Source organism: Ruminococcus sp. 210702-SL.1.03, from assembly GCF_020559915.1.
Taxonomy (GTDB): Bacteria; Bacillota; Clostridia; order Oscillospirales; family Ruminococcaceae; genus YE71.
Genome location: NZ_JAJCLZ010000061.1, coordinates 1 through 3955, shown reverse-complemented (window position 1 = coordinate 3955; position 3955 = coordinate 1). Strand labels below are relative to the sequence as shown.

The following is a 3955-nucleotide window of genomic DNA, read 5'->3' as shown; positions in this document are numbered from 1 at the left end:
TCGGGTGGGTTTATGAGGGCAAAGCCAATAGGATTGGCTTAAATATTATATTGCAGGTTAAAGTTTGGTCGCTTGAAGCGACCAAACAGACACATCGTCGAGCAAAGCTCGCCGAATTTGCGGAGTTTTGAGAACTTTGACGTGCAGTCGCATAGAATGGAGGTTTTGCAAATTGCAGTCGGATAAAATTAAAAATACAGAAGAAAAAGCCGAAAAAACAGAGGTTTGCGAGGTCGCATCTGAGGATAAAAAGCAAAGATTTGGACTTAAGATTTTTCCCGAAACTTTGGAAATAGTGGACACTCTTTTTAAGCACGATAATTGTAAATCACGCTCGGAATTTATTGAAAAGGCTGTGCGTTTTTATTGCGGGTATCTTTTGAACAAGGAGCATACGGCAACGGAATTTATTGCCCCGCAGCTAACGGCAATGGCGGAAGGAATAGTCAAAGGCACGGAACAGAGGTTGTCCCGTGCCTTATTTAAAATTGCAGTTGAACTTGGTGCGGTTACTCATATGCTTGCGGCGGTACATGAGATTGATAATGATACTATGATTAAACTGAGGGCTATGTGTATAGATGAGGTTAAACGCATTAACGGTGTTATTAATTTTGAGAAGGCTGTGAGGTATCAACGGTTAGATTAAATCACATAAAAATGGGGGTGATATGTTATGACTTTATCTCAAATTATCGTAACAAGCCGCTACCTAAAAAGCGGTACACAGAAAAGTAAAAACAAGCGCAGAAACTACACAAAGTACATCGCAACCCGTGAAACAGTTGAAGTCCGTGACCAAAACATTATGGATAGAAATGATAACGCTACAAAGAATCAAGAACAGCTTTTAAACGATCTGCTTTCAGATTTTCCCGAAGCTAAAAAATATTTGGAATATGAGGACTACACTGTGAACCCTACTGTAGAAAACGCTTCGGAACTAATCAGTACGATCATTGAGCGTAACGCTGACGTCATTGGTAATCGTCAGAATTTTGTCGGTTACATGGCTATGCGTCCGGGAGTTCAGAAAAGAGGTTCTCATGGTCTTTTCAATGAAAAAGATGAACCGATAATTCTTGACAGGGTAGCTAACGAAATAGCAAATCACAAAGGCAATGTCTGGTCCCACGTAATTTCACTTCGTCGTGAAGATGCAATTAGACTTGGTTACGATAATTCGGAAGCGTGGCGGCAGCTTGTTATGCGTCACATTTCAGATATTGCAAAAAATCAGAAAATTTCATTATGCAATTTAAAATGGTACGCCGCATTTCATGACACTACTCATCATCCGCATATTCATCTGCTTGTTTATTCCGAAAATACAAAGGAAGGATTCTTAACAAACGAGGGAATTAATAAGATTCGTTCAGCTTTTGCAAACGATATATTTAAGGACGATTTGCAGTCCATATATCAGGAGCAGACGTTAAGCCGTGACGAATTGAAAGCTGTATCAAAAACGGAGTTTAAAAGTATTGTCAGAAAAGTTCAGCAAGGCGGTTTTGAAAATCCGCAGCTTGAAAATCTTATCCGCAAACTATATTCTCAGTTACAGAATGTTAAAGGCAAAAAAGTATATGGGTACCTTCCGCCTGATGTCAAAGAAACGGTCAACAGTATTTTTTCAGAACTTGCAAAAGACAATAATATCCGTCAGCTTTATGAAAAATGGTGCAGTTTGGAGAGCTTGAAATACAAGAGCTATACGCAAAAGGAAAAAGAACTGCCGCCATTGGTTGATAACAAAGTTTTTCAGCCTGTGCGGAATATGATAATCAGAACTGTGCTTGACATGAATTATCCTGTCATTGATGTAGAAATTGAAGAACCCGATCCAACAGAACAATTTGAGAATGATGACTTTTATGTTGATATTTCTCCACAGTTCGATGAATCTGAGCAATCCGAAAATGATAAAGTGACATTTTCAAATAACGATGATCTGACAGCCGAAGATTTCATTTGGAGTGGTGAAAATGCGGTAACAGTCGATGTTGATGACGCTCCGAAAAGCAAATATTACCTCAAGTGGAGTAGTTCCTACAAAGAAGCCTGCAAGCTGATTTATAACAAGCGATCAAAGCTTGAAGATTTTCAAAAAGCGGAGCAGCTTTTGCTTAACGAATCAGGGGCAGGTAATGTTCTTGCTATTCAAGATCTGGGCAAACTCTATTCTACTGATAAACTCGGCGAAAAAGATGAAAAAAAGTCTTTTTCATTCTACGAAGAAGCATTTCAGGGTTTTATGGAGATCGAGCCGGACTCAGATTTTATGTTTCCATATGAACCAAAATACAAAGGGCAGGTCATGAAACCCGTGGATATGCGTTCTTACGTTTGGTATAGAATCGGAAAAATGCATTGCTATGGTCTGGGAACGGAACAAGATTATGAAAAGGCATTTGAATGGTTTTTGAAGTCAGCTCAGGAGGGCAACAAATTCGCACAATACAGTCTCGCCAATTTATATTACTACGGCAACGGTGTGGAAAAAGACTTGTCGCAGGCGTTTTTGTGGTATCGCAAATCATCTGAACAGGGACAGCCTTATGCCCCATACGCTGTTGCTCAAATGTACGATAAAGGCGAATATGTAAGTCAAAGTGAAGAAACCGCACAAAGATATTACAAGGTCGCATTATCCGGTTTTCTTGAACTTGAAAGCAAGGGTCAGGCTGACGATAATCTATATTACAAACTGGGTGCTATGTACAAAAAGGGACTTGGAACGGAGATTGATATTCCTAAAGCCATCGAATATTTTGAAAAATCCGCTGAAAATATGTGGTCAACTTATCAGCTCGGCAGGCTTTATCTTTTCGGGGCAGAGGGAGTTGAAAAAGATAAGGAAAAGGCTGCCCAATGGCTTACAAAGTCCGCAAACGACGGTAATGAGTACGCTCAGAATATGCTTGACGATATGGGGCATTTTGAAAATATGCTACTTAGAAATACTGTTATGGGATTGTTTGTGAATTTAAGTAGGTGCATTGAAGATGATTATACACAGAAGTATAAATCGGTCAGACGAACAGTCGACAGCAGGCTGCGGAGGATGATAAGGTTGAAAAAGCAGGATATGGGAATTAAAGAGAATTTCACACAGAGCTTGGATTGATTTTTTGAAATAAATATATTAACCGTTGTAGAAAAATAAAAAATATGCTTAAATTCAAAAAGAGCTGGAAGAAAAATTGATAAAGCAACGGATTGTGGTATTCGGATAAATAAAAGTCAATCGCCTCCCCAAAAAAGCACAGCTATGGATAAATTGTTTCATAGACCGTGCTTTTTCACATAAATACAGATTTATGCAAATAATAATCGAAAACATTAAATCAGTAAATTTTGTTTATTTTATATTAATGATTTCGATTTATATTGAAAAAGTTGGGATTTTGTGTTAAAATAAAATAAAGGAGTGATTTTATGAGAATTGCTATTTGCGACGATGAAAGAACTTATATTGAGAAGATAAAAAATGACATTAATTCGCTGCAGACTCATGAAAACGAATTCGAATTTTCAGAATTCGAAAGCGGAGAATCATTTATTGAACAATTTTCAAAAGATAAATATGATTTAGTTATTCTTGATATTGAGATGAAAGATTTGAATGGTTTGCAGACGGCTGAGTTTTTAAGGCAAATTGATAAAAATGTGATCCTTATTTTTATGACCGGTTATGACAAATTCGTTTATCAAGGCTATGAAGTTAAGGCGTTTAGATATATATTAAAAAATCAACCTGAACCTATTTATTTTAAACAGCTCAGCGATACAATCCAAGAGTATTATAGAAATAAAAAATACATAAAAGTCATTGACGATGGTATTGAAAAGGAACTTCTTACAGTCGATATTTTATATATAGAGGTTTATTCACATCAGATCGTCATCCATACCTTTAACAAAGAATATTATCAGAAAGGTAAATTATCAGATT

3 protein-coding genes are annotated in these 3955 nt (G+C 37.1%); all 3 read left to right on the top strand.

What is annotated here, in order from left to right; genetic code table 11:
• Positions 1-172 precede the first annotated feature (172 nt).
• Entirely contained in the window at positions 173-649 is a 477-nt protein-coding gene (locus tag LI114_RS13150; RefSeq protein ID WP_227221052.1) for a hypothetical protein, read from the top strand.
• Between the two features lie 27 nt (positions 650-676).
• Positions 677-3127: a MobP3 family relaxase gene (mobP3, locus tag LI114_RS13145; protein ID WP_227221051.1), complete on the top strand. Its 2451-nt coding sequence runs from the start codon at positions 677-679 to the stop codon at positions 3125-3127.
• Between the two features lie 311 nt (positions 3128-3438).
• On the top strand, positions 3439-3955 hold a 517-nt coding region (locus LI114_RS13140; RefSeq protein ID WP_227221050.1), incomplete at its 3' end, for a LytR/AlgR family response regulator transcription factor.

Bases quoted from the DNA above. Each gene is read 5' to 3' on its own strand.
- mobP3 (WP_227221051.1), top strand. From the start codon at position 677: ATGACTTTATCTCAAATTATCGTAACAAGCCGCTACCTAAAAAGCGGT.